This is a genomic window from Pseudomonas sp. SAS7, from assembly GCF_052112345.1.
Lineage (GTDB): Bacteria > Pseudomonadota > Gammaproteobacteria > Pseudomonadales > Pseudomonadaceae > Aquipseudomonas > Aquipseudomonas putida_Q.
This window is the reverse complement of sequence record NZ_JBEGGO010000001.1, coordinates 68,716-85,336: the sequence shown is the minus strand read 5'-3', so window position 1 is coordinate 85,336 and position 16,621 is coordinate 68,716. Positions and strand designations below refer to the sequence as shown.

The window sequence follows — 16,621 nt, the reverse complement described above, 5'->3', positions numbered from 1 at the left end:
AAATTCTCCCGGCAGGTCATCTTCCGCGTTATTCCCCATGGTCGTCATGAGCGTGACTAAAGGTTCTGTGAAATCAATTCAGTTCCCACGGTCACTACCCCAACCTAAACTGCAGGCCAACTACAGAGCATATGGATATTTGAGTGGGCTGCCCGCCATGACGAATAAAGATTTCAGTTTTTCCATCAAGAGCGTTCGCTTTGACGAGCATTATCAGCCCTCCGAAAAGACGCGCCTCACTACCAACTTTGCCAACTTGGCGAGAGGTGCGAGCCGGCAAGAGAACTTGCGCAGCACCTTGAAGATGATAGATAACCGCTTCAACGCATTGGCGCATTGGGACAATCCCAAGGGCGACCGCTACGCCGTCGAGCTGGACATCATTTCTGTCGAGATGGGTATCGATGCTGAAGGCGTGGATCAGGCGTTGCCCCTTATTGAAATATTGAAAACCAGCATTATCGACCGACACACCGGCGAGCGATTTGCGGGCATGGTGGGGAACAATTTTTCATCCTACGTGCGCGATTACGATTTTAGCGTGCTGCTGCTGGGGCACAATGCAAACCAGGCTGTGTTCAGCACGCCAGACCATTTCGGCGAGCTGCATGGGAAGCTGTTCAAGCGCTTCGTCAACTCAAGTACTTACAAGGCGCACTTCGACAAGCCTCCCGTCATCTGTTTGAGTGTTTCAAGCAGCAAGACTTACCATCGCACGGATAACCAGCACCCTGTGTTGGGTTTTGAATATCAGCAGGATGAGTATTCGTTGACGGATACCTATTTTGAGAAGATGGGTTTGAAGGTGCGCTATTTTATGCCGGCAAACAGTGTTGCGCCGTTGGCCTTCTATTTTTCCGGCGATTTGCTCAGTGATTACACCAACCTTGAGCTGATCAGCACCATCAGCACCATGGATACTTTTCAGAAGATCTATCGGCCCGAAATCTACAATGCGAACTCTGCCGCCGGTAAATGCTATCAACCCAGCTTGCAGCATCAGGATTACTCGCTGACCCGTATTGTTTATGACCGGGAGGAGCGTAGCCGGTTGGCCATCGAGCAGGGGCAGTTTGTCGAGGAGCACTTTATCAAACCGCACCACGCGATGCTTGAGCAGTGGTCCGCCAATTACTGCTGATTAACTTATATAAGGTCTTCCCTCGTGAAAAAGTTGTTACCCACTTCGACTGCCGGCAGTTTGCCTAAACCCTCCTGGCTCGCAGAGCCCGAAACGCTCTGGTCACCTTGGAAACTGCAAGATGAGGCATTGATTGAAGGCAAGCAGGATGCCCTGCGCTTGGCATTGCAGGAGCAACAATACGCCGGTATTGATATCGTCAGTGATGGTGAACAAACGCGCCAACACTTTGTGACGACCTTCGTCGAGCACCTGAGCGGCGTCGATTTCGAGAAACGCGAGACGGTCCGGATCCGTGATCGTTATGATGCAAGCGTCCCCACAGTGGTGGGTGCTGTGGCCCGGCAAAAGCCGGTATTTGTCGAAGATGCCAAGTTTTTGCGTCAGCAGACCGGGCAGCCGATAAAATGGGCGCTGCCAGGCCCCATGACCATGATCGATACGCTGTATGACAGCCATTACAAAAGCCGCGAAAAACTGGCCTGGGAGTTTGCCAAGATTCTTAACCAGGAAGCCAGGGAGCTAGAGGCTGCCGGTGTTGACATCATTCAGTTTGATGAACCTGCCTTCAATGTCTTCTTTGATGAGGTGAATGATTGGGGCGTTGCCACCCTGGAAAGGGCCATCGAAGGCCTCAAGTGTGAAACCGCTGTGCATATCTGCTATGGCTACGGCATCAAAGCCAACACGGACTGGAAAAAGACCTTGGGATCAGAGTGGCGGCAGTATGAAGAAGCCTTCCCCAGGCTGCAGAAGTCCAGCATCGATATCATTTCGCTGGAATGCCACAACTCCCATGTACCCATGGACCTGCTTGAGCTGATCCGAGGCAAGAAGGTGATGGTCGGCGCGATTGATGTGGCCAGCCACACCATTGAAACACCCGAGGAAGTGGCCAATACCCTGCGCAAGGCCCTGCAATTTGTAGAGGCAGACAAGCTCTATCCTTGCACCAACTGTGGCATGGCGCCCTTACCGCGTAGGGTCGCCAGCGGCAAGCTCAGAGCGTTGAGTGCGGGTGCAGAAATCGTCCGCAGAGAACTCTCTAGCAACCTTGGTGCGGCGTGAGCGTTGCCCTCTGCTCATGATTGACTTGAGACACCTACGCACTCTGCATGCCTTGCGCGAAACGGACAGCCTGCCCGAGGCAGCCGAACGCCTGCACCTGACCCAGTCGGCGTTATCGCACCAGTTCCGCGAGCTGGAAACCCGGGTTGGCATGACCGTGTTTGTGCGCAAGTCCAAACCGGTACGTTTCACCACTGCGGGTCTCAAGCTGCTGCAACTGGCCGACCAGGTGCTGCCACTGATCCGCACCACGGAGCGTAACCTGAGCAAGCTGGCTGGCGGCACAGCCGACCGGCTGCACATCGCGATCGAGTGCCACAGCTGCTATCAATGGCTGATGCCCTCGCTGGACGAGTTTCGCTGCGCCTGGCCGGAAGTTGAGCTGGACCTGGCGTCGGGGTTGTCGTTTGCCCCGCTGCCGGCCCTGGAGCGGGGGGACCTCGACCTTGTGGTGACGTCCGACCCGGTGACCCTGCCGGGTATCACCTACGTGCCGTTGTTTGGGTACGAGGCGATGCTGGCCATCGACAAGCATCATCCCCTGCGCGAAAAGCCGTATCTGGAGCCTGCCGACATTGCCAGCCAGACCTTGATCACGTACCCGATCGAGCGAAACCGCCTGGACATCTTCACCCGTTTCTTCGACCCGGCCGACATCGAACCTGCCCAAGTCCGTACTGCAGAAATGACCGTGATGATGATGCAGTTGGTGGCCAGCGGCCGGGGTGTTTGCTGCTTGCCGAACTGGGCGGTGCATGAGTACACCACCCGCGGCTATGTCCTGGCCAAGCGCCTGGGCGAAGCAGGGTTGCAGGCTACGCTGTTCGCGGCGGTACGCAGCGACATGCTCGAAGTGCCTTACATGAGTGATTTTCTGCTCACGGCGAAAGACATTTCGTTTGCGACCCTGGAGGGCGTCAATGCAGTGTCCGGGCGCGCGGCGTGGCCGTCGGGCGCATGACAGGGCGTCAGAACCCTTCCAACACGAGCTTGCCGCGTGCTTTTCCACTCTCGATCATGGCGTGGGCGCGCTTGAGGTGCTCGGCGTTGATCTTGCCGTAGTGCTCGCCCAAGGTCGTCTTGAGAATGCCATCATCGACCAGACGCGAAACGCGTTCGAGCAACTGGTGCTGTTTGATCATGTCTTCGGTCTTGTACAGCGAACGCGTGAACATGAGCTCCCAGTGCAGTGAAAGCGACTTGCGCTTGAGCGGCATGACATCCAGTTGCGCCGGGTCGTCGATCAGCGCGAGCTTGCCTTGTGGGCGAAGCACCTCTACCAATTGCGGGAGGTAGGTGTCAGTGTGGGTCAGGCTGATGACATAATCGACCGGGCCCAGCTTGAGCGCTTCGAGCTGAAGCGGAATTGATTCACGGTGGTCGATCACATGATGGGCTCCCGCTTCCTGTACCCAGGCCTGGGTTTCTGGCCTTGAGGCGGTGCCAATGACCGTGAGCTGTGTGAGCTTGCGGGCAAGTTGCACCAGGATCGAGCCAACTCCGCCGGCGGCACCGATAACCAGAAGGCTATGGTTCTTGCCACCATTTTCTTCAACGCCCAGGCGGTCGAACAGCAGTTCCCAGGCGGTAATGGAGGTAAGCGGCAAAGCGGCGGCGCTTGCATCGTCCAGGCTGCGGGGCTTGTGCCCGACAATGCGCTCGTCCACCATGTGAAGCTCGCTGTAGCAGCCAGGTCGGTCAATGGCACCGGCGTAGAAAACCTCATCGCCCGGCTGGAACAACGTTACCTGCGGCCCTACCTCGCGGACAACCCCAACTGTGTCCCAACCGAGCACTTGTGGTTGCTCGCCGCCACGGCTTGCACGGATCTTGGTATCGACCGGGTTTACGGCGATTGCCCTGACTTCGACAAGCAGATCGCGGGCACCCGTTTGGGGCGTGGGCAGTTGCGCGTCATACAGCGATTGTGGGTCCTGGATGGGTAAACCGGGCTGGGTGTAAACGACTGCCTTCATTGGCGCTGCCTCTGGGGATGCGAAAAGTGGGTTCAGACTATTCGATTCGATTCACTCAAAAAACAGCCTGAGTGGAGTAAGACTTTCTCGCTTGCAATGAAAATGGTGTGAAGCGCCCGTGGCCTGGCTGGTCGCTTCACAATCCTCGACCACGTTTGCTCTGACTGCTGATCACTTGGCGCTGTAGCGCTTCGCGAGCTGGTTGCTGGACAGCTGGCCGAACAAGGCTTGCCGGCTGGCTTCGTAGTGATCGAAGGCCTGCAGGTCGTGCACCGACGGCAGGGAGATCAGCACACTGTTGTCGAAGTCCTGCAGGGCACCGTCCACCAGGTCCTGGGCAGACATCACGATGCCTGGGTCCAGGTTCTCGACTGGCAAGCCACCGGTCTGCCAGAAGTCGGTCGCGGTGGCCCCAGGCAGTACTGCCTGAACCTTGATGCCTTTGTCCGCTAGCTCCCTGTTCAGCGACTGGGTGAAGGCGGTGACGTAGGCCTTGCTGCCGCCGTACACGCCGTTGAGCAGTTCGGGTGCCAGGCTCACGATGGACGAGATGTTGATGAGCGCGCCATGCTTGCGCGCGACGAAGCCGGGAACAGCTGCATAGGTAAGGCGGGTGAGGGCGGTGACGTTGAGGGTGATCATTTGCGCCATGCGCTCAACGTCACTTTCCAGCAGGCTGGTATGGGTGCCGATCCCTGCGTTGTTCACCAGCATGCTGATGCTGGCATCTTCGCGCAGTTTGCGTTCTACCTTGGCCAGGTCATCTGCATTGGCCAGGTCTGCCGGGAACACCTCCACGTTCTGCCGGGTTTCGGTGGTAAGGCGGCCAGCCAATGCATTGAGGCGGTCCCGGTTGCGTGCCACCAGCACCAGGTCGTAGCCGCGGCGGGCCAGCTGCTCTGCATAGATCGAACCGATGCCGGTTGAGGCGCCCGTAATGAGCGCGGTGCCTTTGAATTGCTGCGTCATGCTGATGCTCCGTTGGTTGGTATGGAGCCATCATGCAGCAGGTGGTTTTTGTCTTGAACGACGCATATAGTGCGGTTTTAGGACATAGCGCAGAGGGCATCAGCAATGCATCGGGTCGGCTACCTCATCACCGAAGGCTTCCAGATCATGTCCCTGGCGACGCAAACCGTGTTTGAGCTCACCAATATCGTGGCTGGCGAAGCCGTTTACAGGATCCAGAACTTTTCCATCGAGGGCGGCACGGTGCGCTCATCCCTGGGGATGCATATCGACACGCTGCCCTTGGGTGCGCCGGGCCTGGCCGACACCTGGATGGTCACCGGCACACTGACGCCTCTGACGCCGCCCAGCGAGGAGGTACTGGCCAGCGTGCGTGGTTTTGTCGACGGTGCGCGTCGCACAGCAGGCCTTTGCACCGGCTGTTTCATGCTGGCGCAAGCCGGCGTGCTGAATGGCCGGCGCGCGACCACCCACTGGGCTTATGCGCCCAAGTTGCGCGAGCTGCACCCTGAAATCGATGTCGAGGAAGACCGGATTTTCATCGTCGATGGGCCGATATGGACGTCCGCTGGCATGACCGCTGCCCTGGACATGGCGCTGGGCATGGTGGAAAAAGACTTGGGCAGCGAAATAGCCAGGTCGGTGGCGCACAAGCTGGTCATGCACCAACGTCGTTCTGGCGGGCAGTCCCAACACTCCGAACTGTTGACGCTCTCACCCAAATCGGACCGTATCCAGAGTGCGCTGGACTACGCACGCAAGCACCTCAGCCGCCCATTGAGCGTGGAAGAGCTTGCGGACGTGGTGCACCTGAGCCCGCGGCAGTTCACCCGGGTGTTTACCGCCGAGACCGGACAATCCCCTGCCAGGGCCGTCGAGAGCCTGCGGCTGGAGGCTGCCCGGCTAATGATCGAGCAGAGTCTGCACAGCCTGGACGTAGTGGCCAGGGAGACCGGCTTCAGGGACCGCCGGCATATGCGGGAGGTGTTCATCCGTGGTTTTGGTGTGCCCCCTCAAGCCGTGCGAAGGGATGCTCGGCGGTTGGTCTCCATATGATGAAAAGGGGGCCGACCTATCTCATTGCCATCAAGCAACCAGACTAAACCTTCGCACTTGCCGCCAGTCCAATTTCACTAATGGGGCCGTTACACTGTTGAAGGCATAGGAGGTCGACATGGCGCGGGCCATCTGGAAGGGCGCGATCAGTTTCGGGCTGGTGCACATTCCCGTTTCGCTCAACGTTGCGGTGAGCTCCGAGCGGGTTGATTTTGACTGGCTCGACAAGCGAAGCATGGAGCCAGTGGGCTACAAGCGGGTGAACAAGGTCACCGGCAAGGAAATCGACAAGGACAACATTGTCAAAGGTGTGGAGTACGAAAAGGGCCGCTACGTGGTGATCAGTGAGCAAGAGATCCGCGACGCGCGCCCCGAGGCGACCCAGACCATCGATATATTCTCGTTTGTCGAGGCTGGCGAGATTCCGCTACAGCACTTCGACACCCCCTATTACCTGAGCCCCGACCGCCGCGGCGGTAAAGTCTACGCACTGCTGCGCGACACGCTGGAGAGCACCGGCAAGGTGGCATTGGCCACCGTGGTGCTGCATACCCGCCAGCACCTGGCGCTGCTGCGGCCACTGGGGGACGCCTTGGTGCTGATCACCCTGCGCTGGCCCGAGGAGGTGCGTGGCGTGGACATCCTTGAGCTCGACAAGAGCGTGACCGATGTCAAGGTCGACAAGCGCGAACTGGCCATGGCCAAGCGCCTGGTCGAAGACATGAGCGGGTCATGGGCGCCGGATGAGTACCATGATGCGTTTCGCCAGACGATCCTGGACCTGGTGGAAGAGAAGGCCAGCAAAGGCAAGATCGAGACGGTGGACAAAGGGGAGGGTACCGGCGCGGAAAAAGGCGCGGATATCCTCGACCTCACCGAACTGCTCAAGCGCAGCCTCGGCGGGAAGGACAAGGACAAGGACAAGGGCGGGAAGCCGGCTGCCAAACGGCCGCGCAAGGCTTCCTGATGGTAGACACTCGCAGACCCTGTGCTTAGGGCCTTGTAATCCAACCCGTTCGGCATGGGGCTCGACGATACAGGCGCTGGCATCCGATGGATGGGCCCAACGCAGCCCCATTACCCGGATGCAGAGACAGCGCCCGTGAGCCCCGCCCGTAAAAGCCCGGGGCCATAATAGCGCGACATTTTCTGTTCGCCGCCTACGCTGTCCAGAGTCGTGATCAGCAGGAGGCCCCATGAGCAATTTCCCTATCGTTGCTACTGTCCTGTCTATGGTATTGGGCCTTTCTGTCACACGCCTGCTTCTGGGGGCGTTAACCGTCTTCCGAATCCGTCGCAATGCAACCCCAGACTGGGTAGCCCTGGTCTGGGCAGTCATGCTGTTCACCACACAGATGGATTTCTGGTGGGCGGTCAATACGCTGCCGCAAGTAAGGGGCAGTTTCACGTTCCAGGAGTTTTTGCTGCTGGTGCTGCTGGCACTCGCGCTGTTTGTTTCCTCGGCGCTGGTGTTGCCCAGCAGAAGTGAGGACGAACTCGAGGGCCTTCGTGTGTATTTCGAGCAGGATGGCCGATACGCGCTGCTGTTCCTGTCGGGCTATTACCTGCTTGGGTTTATCGTCAACATTCTCTTGTTCGGCGTTTCGCCCCTGGCGCTTTGGGGCGCCTTCGACGTGATTATGATCGTGATCCCGCTGTGTGTGTTTGCAGCCAGCTCGCGCAAGGCCTATGCGCTGCTTACCGTGGCATTCGTACCTATCAATATTGCGGACCTGGTGATATCGCTACTCACCTGATCGAGGGTGACTGCGTCCATTAAAATCTATACAGTGCAGCGTTATAACTGTACAAAGTGCTATTGTTGTACAGTATTTGGGTGTGATCGAGGTCAGCATGGCGCACCGTGCTCGTTGGACCTGCCTTTGTCTGCTATTGGCTGCCCTGTCGACGGCAGCGGCGGACTGGCGAGCGGAGTTGCCTGCGGCAAAACGCCTGGGCGTGGGTGAGTTCACCTGGTTTGGCCTGCGTCTTTACACAGCCCAATTATGGACAGCAGGGCCAGTTCATGACTGGAACCAGCCTTTCGCCCTTGAGCTCCTCTATCACCGATCGTTGTCCAAGGGCACATTGGTACAGGCCACCCTTGAGGAAATGCGCCGCCTCAACGGTGGCAGCATAACGTCGCAACAACGCACGGCGTGGACCCATGCGATTGAACAGGCATTCGTGGACGTGCACCCCGGCATGCGCATTACGGGCTTGTACCTGCCGGGGCAGGGTTGCCGTTTTTACGTCGGCGGTAAATTCAGCCGCGAAATCGCCGACCCGGTCTTTGCCCGAGCGTTCTTTGCCATCTGGCTCGACCCCCGTGCCAGGGATACCCAACTGCGTCAGCGCCTACTGGGGCTGGCTGGCAACGACCGAGGAACATGAACATGTACAAAGTACTGTTGCTGGCTTCCTGCCTGCTTCTGGGCAGCTGTGGCAATGTCGGTGTCGAGCACTATGCCCAGGAGCAACCGAAACTCGACCTGGCGGCATTCTTCTCGCGGCCGGTGCAGGCCTGGGGGATGTTCCAGAAGCGGTCCGGGGAAGTGGTCAAGCGCTTCCACGTGCGCATCGACAGCCGCCGCGAAGGTGAGCGGCTGATTCTGGACGAGCATTTTCTATACAGCGATGGCACTCGCCAGCAGCGTACCTGGACGCTGGTGCCTGACGGGCCTGGCCGCTGGCGCGGAACCGCGGGGGACGTGATCGGTGAAGCGCGCGGTGAAGTGGCGGGTAACGCGCTGCGATGGCGTTACCAGCTGGACTTGCCCGTTGATGGCCGGCACTGGCAGGTAGACCTGGACGACTGGATGTACCTCATGGATGACGACACCCTGATCAACCGCTCGAGCATGAGCAAGCTGGGCGTGGAGGTGGGCCAGATCACCCTGCTCTTCCGCCGCCTGCCAGAGGGCACACCATGAACCTGATCGCGCTTGCCCAGCTGGTATCCACCGGCGAAGCCAAGGAACTTGAACTGCTGTCGCTGGAGGGTGGTTTTTACCTCCTGCGCGCCTTGACCGACGCAGGCCCCGTGACATTGTGCGATGCCCATGGGCAGCCCGTTCGCGTGCGCTCCACTACCGAGCTGCGGCAATTGCTGGCCGACCTGCCATCAGTGCCCTGCATGCTGGTACAGCAGGGGGTGCATGATGAGATGTGTGGGCAACGTGACGGCCCCGTTGCACCGCTGCGCGTACCGGTAACGCTCACCAGCCAGTGGTAGCCTGAACGATGCGTCTGGGCCTTGTGCTGGGTGACCAGCTGTCGTTCGACCTGGCAAGCCTGGCGGCCCTTGATCCTGCACGCGATGCTGTCTTGATGGCGGAAGTGGAGGGCGAGGCCCGGTACGTGCCGCATCATCCGCTGAAGATCGTTCTGATCTTCAGCGCCATGCGGCACTTTGCCCAGGCCCTGCGCGAGCGGGGTTGGCAAGTGCATTATGTCGAGCTTGATGCTGACGGCAACAGCGGTAGCATCGTTGGCGAATTGCGTCGCTGGCAACACGCCTTGGGCGCCACGCATATTCACCTGACCGAGTGCGGGGAGTGGCGCCTGGAGCAGGCTTTGCGTGATGCCGCATTGCCCCTCGTGTGGCATCGGGACAGGCGTTTTCTGTGCTCCCGCGAAGCCTTCGCGCGCTGGGCCCATGAGCGTCGGCAGCTGCGTATGGAGCACTTCTACCGTGGCATGCGCAAGCGAACCGGCCTGCTTATGGAGCCCGACGGGAGCCCGGCAGGTGGGACGTGGAATTTTGATGGCGACAACCGCAAGTCATTGCCACGCCAGTTGCGTGGGCCATTCGCTGCGCATTTCCCGCAGGACGGAATCACGACAGCGGTGGTTGCCTTGGTACGTCAGCGCTTCAGCGATCACTACGGGGCCATCGACGGCTTCGACTACCCCGTGACCCATACCGAGGCAAAGCAGCTCTGGCAGCACTTTATGGATTTCGGCCTGGCGGCTTTTGGCGATTACCAGGACGCAATGGCCGAGGGTGAGCCGCACCTGTTCCATGCGCGCATCAGTGCAGCGCTCAATATCGGTCTGCTGGATGTGCGTTGTCTGTGTCAGGAGGTCGACAAGGCCTGGCGCGAGGGGCGGGTACCGCTTAATGCAGCTGAAGGCTTCATTCGCCAGTTGATCGGCTGGCGCGAGTATGTGCGCGGTGTCTACTGGCTGCGCATGCCGGAGTATGCCGGGCTCAATCACCTTGGCAACCAACGAGCGTTGCCTGATTTCTACTGGACCGGGCGCACCCGCATGCGCTGTATGGAGCAAGCCATCGGGCAGACCCTGCGGCTGGGCTACGCTCACCATATCCAGCGGCTGATGGTGACCGGCAACTTCGCCTTGCTGGCCGGTATCGTACCCACCGCGATTTGTGAGTGGTACCTGGCGGTCTATATGGATGCCTTCGACTGGGTCGAGCTGCCCAACACGCTTGGCATGGTGATGCACGCCGACGGCGGCTACCTGGGGTCCAAACCCTACTGCGCCAGCGGTCGTTACATCCAGCGCATGTCCGATCATTGCAAGGCTTGCAGTTACAGGGTCGACCAGGTGATCGAGGAGGGGGCCTGCCCGTTCAATGCCCTGTACTGGCATTTTCTCATCCGCCATCGCCCCGTGCTGTCGACGAACCCGCGTCTGACCCTGGTCTATCGTAGCCTCGATGGCATGATGGCTAGCCGGCGAGACGCCGTGTGGCAGCGTGGCCAGGCACTGTTGGCGCAACTCGATGCGCAGCAGGCGTTATGAAAAAGAGCCTTTTGCCCAGCAAGGTCTGCGTGGTGTGTGGCCGGCCGTTCAACTGGCGCAAGCGCTGGGCTCGCTGTTGGGAACAGGTGCGCTACTGCTCCGAGCGATGCCGCAGGTCAGCGCCGAGCCGCGAGGCGCGCGAGCAGGGGCAGGGCCAAGGCCCAAATCGGCATCAGTAGCAGGCCGGTTTGCAGCGCGCCCAACGGCAGGGCCACATCCGCCAGCCTTGCGCCGCCTAAATAGGCCAGGGGGCCGCCGAGTGCGCCCAGCAGCGCACCGATCCGCCAGCGCCTGCCAGCCCATGCCAGGCTGTGGCGCATGCCGCTGGCCAGTACTAGCCACAGTAGCGCCAGCCATAGTGGCAGCGGCCAAGCGTCGAAACCGAACACGCCCATTGCCCCCAGCACACTGTCGAGCACACACCCAGCCAAGGTGACGCACAACAGTGCCCTGAATTCGGCATTAACGTCCGGGCACAGGCGCAAGTGTACCGCCACACCCGCAATCACCAGCAGCAATAGCCAGGGTCTTTCGGCGCCTAGCACGCAAATCCACCAGCCGGCCTGCAACCAGATGGCATTGGCGACCAGCCAGCGCCCGGGCATCAGGCACCGTCAGGCAAGGGCGCGCGCCGTGCCAGTGGCGCAGCCCACAGCAGGTGCGCAACGCCGATGGTACGCTCCTCGAAACCGCCCTGGCAGTAACACAGGTAGAACTCCCACAGGCGCTGGAACATGTCGTCGTAGCCTAGGTCTGCCAGTGCTGTGCGCGCCTGACGCAGGTTTTCACGCCAGTGCCGCAGGGTGTGGGCATAGTCCTGGCCAAAGTCCTCCATGTGAATGAGGTTGAGTCCGGTGTGTCGGCTGGCGGTGTCTAGCAACACGCTCAGCGAGGGCAGGGCGCCACCGGGGAAAATATAGCGCTGGATGAAGTCGACCGAGCGCCGCGCCTGGGCGTAGCGCTGGTCACGGATGGTGATCGCCTGCAACAGCATCAGGCCGTCGGGCTTGAGTAGCGAGGCACACTGGCGGAAATACGCGGGAAGGTACCGATGGCCGACAGCCTCGATCATTTCTATCGAAACCAGCTTGTCGAAAGTGCCTTGCAGGTCACGGTAGTCTTCGCGCAGCACCTTCACGCGCTGCCCCAGCCCCAGGGCCCGGACGCGCGCCAGGGTATGGCTGTACTGCGCCTCGGACAGCGTCGTGGTGGTGACCCTGCAGCCGAATTGGCTGGCTGCATGGATGGCCAGGCTACCCCAGCCGCTGCCAATTTCCAGCAGGTGGTCGTCAGGGCGCAGTTCAAGCTTCTGGCAGATGCGCTCCAGCTTGTGCAACTGGGCTTGCTCCAGTGTTTGACCAGCATGCTCGAATTGCGCGGCCGAATACATCATGGTGGGGTCCAGCAGCTGTTCGAACAGGGCATTGCCCAGGTCGTAGTGCGCCAGAATGTTGCGCCGGGCACCGCGCTTGTTGTTGCGGTTGAGCCGGTGCAGCAGCCGCAGGGCTGGGCGGCCCAAGCGGGCCAGGCCACCTTCGAGCGCGTCCAGCACTTCAAGGTTGGCGACGAACAGGCGCGTAACCAGCGCCAAGTCGGGGCTTCGCCAATAGCCGTGGATGTAGGCTTCGCCAGCACCGATCGAGCCATTGCCGGCGATCAGGCCCCAGGTAGCGTCATCGAGGATCTCCACCTCGGCCTGGAACGGGCTTTCGGCATCACCGAAACTCCACTGCTGCCCGTGCCTGAGCAGGCGCAGGTGGCCGTGGCGCAGCTTGCCCAGCTGGGCGAGAACGGCGCTTCGTGCCAGCCCGCCGAGCAATGGCGCAAGGCCTGCGAACTTGCTAACGCTCAGGGTGGGATTCGACATCGACAGGGTCCTCGCAAGGTTGGCCGAGCGCCAGGTCATGCTGGCGGGTGGAGTGGTCATGCACGGGGGTGCGCTTGAGTAACAGGCGTAACGCCTGCCAGTAGATGGCCGAGACAGTGCGCAGGCTCATCCATGGGAAGGTCATGACGTACCGACGCAGCCCGATGCCATCCAGTGGCTGACGGTGCAGGGCGAGGTCGGCCTCGAACACCTTGCGGCCGTCTTGCCAGTTCTGCATGTGGATGCGTACATGGTCCGCGCTCAGGGAAAAGCGCAGGTGATAGTCCATGTTCAGTGGCATGAACGGCGAAACATGGAAGGCTTTGGCCACGGTGAAGGGCTTGCCTAGGTTCTCTTGCACCGGCAGCACGTAATGAAAACGCTCGCGCCACGGGGTGTTGCGCACCTCCATCAGGATCGCTTTCAGGCTGCCGTCGCGGTCATGGCAGAAATAGAAGCTCACCGGGTTGAACGACAGCCCCCAGCAACGCAGTTGCGTGAGCAGCCGCACCGGGCCTTCGGGCATATGCCCCGTGGCTTGCGCGACCAATAAGCGTGCGGCCTGGGCCAGGGTTTCGCCGTGGCGGGTCTGCGCTGGCAGGTAGTCGGTTTCGCGCCAGCACAGCGGTGCCAGGCGCCAGCGCCCCAGCCAGCGTGACAGGCCCATCAGCCAGGCTTGTTCGTCCAGGTCCAGGTAGAACATGCCGATCCGATAGCGGAAAGCATGCAGCCGCGGCGTCAGCCGACGGTGGCTGATCCAGCCCAGACAAAGGCTGCTGTTCACAATTGCTCCCCGAAGTGCGCAGCCACCTTCAGCGCGCTGACCACCCCGTCCTCATGAAAGCCGTTGCCCCAGTAGGCGCCACAGAAATAACTGTGCTGCTGGCCCTGCAGCTGTGCCTGGCACGCCTGTGCGGCGGACGCCGCAATGCTGTATTGCGGATGGGCATACTGGAAGCGGGCAATCACCTGCGCCGGGTCGATCTGCGCGGTCTGGTTGAGGCTCACGCAGAAGGTGGTTGGTGCCTGGATACCTTGCAGGATGTTCATGTTGTAGGTCAGCGCGGCGGGAGCCTGCTCTGGGCCGCCCAGGCGGTAGTTCCAGCTGGCCCAGGCGCTCTTGCGGCGCGGTAGCAGACGGGTATCGGTATGCAGCACAACGTCGTTGCTGGCGTAGCCGATGGCGCCGAGCACGGCGCGCTCCTGTGTGCTGGGGCTTTCCAGCAACGCCAGCGCCTGGTCGCTGTGGCAGGCGAACACCACGTTGTCGAAGCGTTCGGTGCCGGCTGCGCTCACGAGGGTCACCCCACCTTGGTCGCGGCTAACCCGGTGAACCTTGCAGTTGAGGCGGATGCGATCAGCGAACGGTTGGCACAGCGGCGCGACATAGCTGCGCGAACCGCCTTTGATCACCCGCCACTGTGGGCGCTGGTTGACCGACAGCAAGCCGTGGTTGCGACAGAAGCGCACGAAGAACTCAAGGGGGAAGTGAAGCATGTCGGCGCGGGACATCGACCAGATCGCCGACCCCATCGGCACGATGTAATGGTCGATGAAGCGCTGCCCATAGCGCTGTGCCTGAAGGTAGGCGCCCAGGGTGGTGTTGGCATCGATACGCTGGTTTTCCAGGTCGGCCAGTGCCTGGCGGTTGAACCGCAGAATATCCCGGATCATGCCCCAGAAACCCGGGGACACCAGGTTGCGGCGTTGGGCAAACAGTGTGTTCAGGTCGTGGCCGTTGTACTCCAGGCCATTGACCGGGTCATGCACGGAGAAACTCATCTCGGTCGGCTGCGAAGCGACTTTGAGCTGGTCGAGCAACCGGATGAAGTGTGGGTAGGTCCAGTCGTTGAAAACGATGAAGCCGGTATCTATGGCATGGCGCTGGCCCTTCCAGACCACATCGAGGGTATGCGTGTGGCCCCCGACCCACTGCTCGGCTTCGAAAACCGTTACTTCGTGCTTGCGTGACAGCAGATGGGCACAGGTCAGCCCCGCGATGCCACTGCCGATGATTGCGATACGCATGGATCATCATTCCTGTTCATGGCGGGCGAGGCGCTGGCCGAGTGCCAGACGCAAGCGCGCGGGTAGCGCCCCCAAGAGGCGCAACACCAGGGTGAAAAGACCGGGGAAATTGATTTCCAATGGGCGCCGGGGCAGGCGCGTGGCGATATGCCTGGCGGCGCGCTGTGCAGTCCACAGCTGTGGCATGGAGAAATCATTGCGACGCGTCAGTGGCGTATCGACGAAGCCGGGGCTGACCAGAGTGACCGCGATACCCTCGCGAGCCAGGTCGATTCGCTGTGACTCAACCAAATAGCGCACCGCGGCCTTGGACGCGCCATAGGCACCCGCACGGGGCAGGGCCAGCCAGGTCACCGAACTACCCATCACCACCAGGTGGGGGCGCTGGCCGTTGCGAAGCAGGGGCAGTGCCGCCGCCAGGCAGTAGCTGACGCCCAGCAGGTTTGTGCGCATTACACGTTCGACCAACGCGGGGTCGAAATGCCCCGGCTCCAGGTATTCGCAGGTGCCGGCATTGAGAATGGCCATGTCCAGCCCGCCCCAGGCCTGCTCGATCTGCGCGGCGATCCCGGCGACCTGCTGCGGGTTGTCAAGATCGCCAACGGCCAGCAATACCTGCCCGGGAAATTTTTCGGCCAGAGGGGCAAGGCGATCGGCATGCCGCCCGCCCAAGGCAACCTGATGGCCTTGCTCCAAAAGGATGTGTGCGAGTGCTGCACCAATACCGCTACTGGCGCCGGTCAACCAGCAGCGGCTCATGCCAGCCTGCCTTTGAGCCAGCGGATGGCACCGCCCATGAGGGGGAGGTGTTCATAAAGCAGGGCGCCGGCGTCGAAATAGTCCTGGTGAAAATGTACACGGTCGCGCCAATGCAGGCAGCTACACCCTTGCAAGGTGATCGGCTGGCCGCGGGCCAGGCGTGGGTGGCAAAACTGTAGTGTCCAGCGCAGGTAGCCCTGCCCAGGCCTCACCTCGTCGGCGCTGGTAAACGCGTAGCGGATACCGGTGGCGTTGGCGTACAGCTGCTCGAAGTATTCGCGCAGGGCCGGCAGCCCCTGTATCTGGTGCAGTGGATCACGAAAGGTGACATCTTCGCTGTACAGCTTTTCCAGCGTGCCGAGGTTAGCCCCATCGAGGCTGGCGAAGCGCTCGGCGAATTGCTGTAGGTACGCTGACATGCTGGGCTCCAGGTAATCCTGTACACAATTGATTTGTTGTACAGGTATAACTGAAGCCTAAGCGTTAATCTATACAAGTCAAAGATCTTGTACAGGTTTTTTGTCAGCGACCGGCCTGACCCAGTTGCCGACGCAATTCAGCCACCTCAGCCTCCAGTTCGCGTACCTTTTCTTCGGCGAATACCTGCGCTGTGACATCGCGCTGAATGCCGATGTAGTACGTCAGCTGGTCCGCCTCGTTGTACACGGGGGTAATGGACAACTCATTCCAGAACAGGCTCCCGTCCTTGCGGTAGTTGCGCAGCACCTGGCAGCAGGGGCGGCCTTCGCGGATCGCCTCGCGGATGGTTGCCAGGCCCGCCTGGTCATGGTCTTCGCCCTGAAGAAAACGGCAGTCCTGATAGAGGATATTCTCGGCGCTATAGCCGGTCAGGCGCTCGAAGGCCGGGTTGACGTAGATAAGGATGCTGTCAGTGCCTTCCTGCTCGGCAACGACGATGCCATCGTTGGAATGCTCGACCATCAGTTGCAGGAGTTTTGCGTTGATCATGGGGCCCACCTACAGGCG

At 60.6% G+C, this 16,621-nt stretch carries 20 protein-coding genes; 11 read left to right on the top strand and 9 right to left on the bottom strand.

Translation table 11 applies throughout. The features are described 5' to 3' along the window. Positions 1-157 precede the first annotated feature (157 nt). The 3 genes from ABI582_RS00415 to ABI582_RS00405 are packed head-to-tail and all read left to right on the top strand — an operon-like array spanning position 158 to position 3,170. The gene (locus tag ABI582_RS00415) at positions 158-1,141 is read left to right on the top strand and encodes a DUF1852 domain-containing protein (RefSeq protein WP_442118422.1); all 984 of its coding nucleotides are present in this window, start codon (positions 158-160) and stop codon (positions 1,139-1,141) included. Positions 1,142-1,165: 24 nt separating this feature from the next. Next, positions 1,166-2,209: a methionine synthase gene (locus tag ABI582_RS00410; RefSeq protein WP_338747171.1), complete on the top strand. Its 1,044-nt coding sequence runs from the start codon at positions 1,166-1,168 to the stop codon at positions 2,207-2,209. A 16-nt stretch (positions 2,210-2,225) separates the two neighbouring features. Beyond that, entirely contained in the window at positions 2,226-3,170 is a 945-nt protein-coding gene (locus ABI582_RS00405; RefSeq protein ID WP_442118037.1) for a LysR substrate-binding domain-containing protein, read from the top strand. A gap of 7 nt (positions 3,171-3,177) precedes the next feature. Here ABI582_RS00405 and ABI582_RS00400 read toward each other — a convergent pair whose 3' ends face one another. Then, positions 3,178-4,185: a zinc-binding alcohol dehydrogenase family protein gene (locus tag ABI582_RS00400; protein ID WP_442118036.1), complete on the bottom strand. Its 1,008-nt coding sequence runs from the start codon at positions 4,183-4,185 to the stop codon at positions 3,178-3,180. Positions 4,186-4,356: 171 nt separating this feature from the next. After that, positions 4,357-5,154 carry an SDR family NAD(P)-dependent oxidoreductase gene (locus tag ABI582_RS00395; protein ID WP_338747174.1) on the bottom strand — a complete coding sequence of 266 codons (798 nt, stop codon included), beginning with the start codon at positions 5,152-5,154 and terminating at the stop codon, positions 4,357-4,359. A gap of 105 nt (positions 5,155-5,259) precedes the next feature. On the opposite strand from ABI582_RS00395, the gene ABI582_RS00390 reads away from it, so the two are divergent. The 8 genes from ABI582_RS00390 to ABI582_RS00355 all read left to right on the top strand — a co-directional run bounded on the left by ABI582_RS00390 (position 5,260) and on the right by ABI582_RS00355 (position 11,159). Then, complete coding sequence (locus tag ABI582_RS00390; RefSeq protein ID WP_442118035.1) at positions 5,260-6,210, top strand: GlxA family transcriptional regulator; 951 nt, start codon at positions 5,260-5,262, stop codon at positions 6,208-6,210. 118 nt (positions 6,211-6,328) lie between these two features. Further along, a complete protein-coding gene (gene ku, locus ABI582_RS00385; protein WP_442118034.1) occupies positions 6,329-7,177 on the top strand; it encodes a non-homologous end joining protein Ku in 849 nt (282 codons plus the stop codon). 229 nt (positions 7,178-7,406) lie between these two features. Continuing rightward, complete coding sequence (locus tag ABI582_RS00380; RefSeq protein WP_442118033.1) at positions 7,407-7,967, top strand: hypothetical protein; 561 nt, start codon at positions 7,407-7,409, stop codon at positions 7,965-7,967. A 97-nt stretch (positions 7,968-8,064) separates the two neighbouring features. Continuing rightward, a complete protein-coding gene (locus ABI582_RS00375; protein WP_442118421.1) occupies positions 8,065-8,604 on the top strand; it encodes a chalcone isomerase family protein in 540 nt (179 codons plus the stop codon). Between the two features lie 2 nt (positions 8,605-8,606). Then, positions 8,607-9,143 (top strand): DUF3833 domain-containing protein, encoded by a 537-nt coding sequence (locus tag ABI582_RS00370; RefSeq protein ID WP_442118032.1) that lies wholly within the window; start codon positions 8,607-8,609, stop codon positions 9,141-9,143. Continuing rightward, positions 9,140-9,445: a DUF6482 family protein gene (locus ABI582_RS00365; RefSeq protein WP_338747176.1), complete on the top strand. Its 306-nt coding sequence runs from the start codon at positions 9,140-9,142 to the stop codon at positions 9,443-9,445. Before ABI582_RS00370 ends, ABI582_RS00365 begins: the two co-directional genes overlap by 4 nt. An 8-nt stretch (positions 9,446-9,453) precedes the next feature. Further along, positions 9,454-10,980, top strand: a complete 1,527-nt coding sequence (locus ABI582_RS00360; protein WP_442118031.1) for a cryptochrome/photolyase family protein — start codon at positions 9,454-9,456, stop codon at positions 10,978-10,980. Continuing rightward, on the top strand, positions 10,977-11,159 hold the full coding sequence (locus ABI582_RS00355) for a DUF2256 domain-containing protein (protein WP_442118030.1): 183 nt from the start codon (positions 10,977-10,979) through the stop codon (positions 11,157-11,159). Before ABI582_RS00360 ends, ABI582_RS00355 begins: the two co-directional genes overlap by 4 nt. On the opposite strand, the gene ABI582_RS00350 is transcribed toward ABI582_RS00355, so the two are convergent. From ABI582_RS00350 to ABI582_RS00320, 7 genes are all read right to left on the bottom strand, one after another. Further along, positions 11,097-11,585, bottom strand: coding sequence for a DUF2878 domain-containing protein (locus tag ABI582_RS00350; RefSeq protein WP_442118029.1), 489 nt, complete (start codon positions 11,583-11,585; stop codon positions 11,097-11,099). The genes ABI582_RS00355 and ABI582_RS00350 overlap by 63 nt on opposite strands. Beyond that, a complete protein-coding gene (locus tag ABI582_RS00345; protein ID WP_442118028.1) occupies positions 11,585-12,847 on the bottom strand; it encodes a class I SAM-dependent methyltransferase in 1,263 nt (420 codons plus the stop codon). The genes ABI582_RS00350 and ABI582_RS00345 overlap by 1 nt, the downstream gene beginning before the upstream one ends. Next, a complete protein-coding gene (locus ABI582_RS00340; protein WP_338747181.1) occupies positions 12,822-13,631 on the bottom strand; it encodes a DUF1365 domain-containing protein in 810 nt (269 codons plus the stop codon). The genes ABI582_RS00345 and ABI582_RS00340 overlap by 26 nt, the downstream gene beginning before the upstream one ends. Beyond that, a complete protein-coding gene (locus ABI582_RS00335; protein WP_442118027.1) occupies positions 13,628-14,875 on the bottom strand; it encodes an NAD(P)/FAD-dependent oxidoreductase in 1,248 nt (415 codons plus the stop codon). Before ABI582_RS00335 ends, ABI582_RS00340 begins: the two co-directional genes overlap by 4 nt. A gap of 6 nt (positions 14,876-14,881) precedes the next feature. Next, positions 14,882-15,634, bottom strand: a complete 753-nt coding sequence (locus ABI582_RS00330) for an SDR family NAD(P)-dependent oxidoreductase (RefSeq protein ID WP_338747183.1) — start codon at positions 15,632-15,634, stop codon at positions 14,882-14,884. Further along, a complete protein-coding gene (locus ABI582_RS00325; protein ID WP_338747184.1) occupies positions 15,631-16,053 on the bottom strand; it encodes a nuclear transport factor 2 family protein in 423 nt (140 codons plus the stop codon). The genes ABI582_RS00330 and ABI582_RS00325 overlap by 4 nt, the downstream gene beginning before the upstream one ends. 103 nt (positions 16,054-16,156) lie before the next feature. Further along, entirely contained in the window at positions 16,157-16,603 is a 447-nt protein-coding gene (locus ABI582_RS00320; RefSeq protein WP_442118026.1) for a PAS domain S-box protein, read from the bottom strand. Positions 16,604-16,621: the final 18 nt, after the last annotated feature.